Raw genomic sequence first — 333 nt, 5'->3', positions numbered from 1 at the left:
TGAATTTGAAAAAGCTTTAGATAACGATAGAAAAAGGGCCCAGCATGTACTAGTAGAAATACAGAAGTTATATGCTATAGAGAGAAAAGCTAAAGAACAAAACTTAGCTCCTGACCAAATCAAAGAACTTCGTCTAGATGAAAGTTTACCAATCATCAACAAGCTTGGTAAATATATGATTGCTCAGATGAATCTTACCTTACCTCAAAGTAGAATAGGTAAAGCTTTTGCGTACTCTCAAAAAAGATGGAGTAATCTAAGTGATTACTTACACAATGGAAACTTGCAGATAGACAATAATCTTGTTGAAAATGTAATCAGACCTGTAGCAAT

At 33.3% G+C, this 333-nt stretch carries 1 protein-coding gene; it reads left to right on the top strand.

The window, feature by feature from the left end:
- Nucleotides 1-333, top strand: a 333-nt coding sequence (locus GOQ24_RS06615) for an IS66 family transposase (RefSeq protein WP_160339351.1), incomplete at both ends; no start/stop codon positions are given.

Source organism: Myroides sp. LoEW2-1 (genome assembly GCF_009767705.1).
GTDB classification, from domain to species: domain Bacteria; phylum Bacteroidota; class Bacteroidia; order Flavobacteriales; family Flavobacteriaceae; genus Flavobacterium; species Flavobacterium album_A.
Note: the sequence above shows the minus strand (reverse complement) of the source record. Positions and strands in the feature narration are given on the sequence as shown.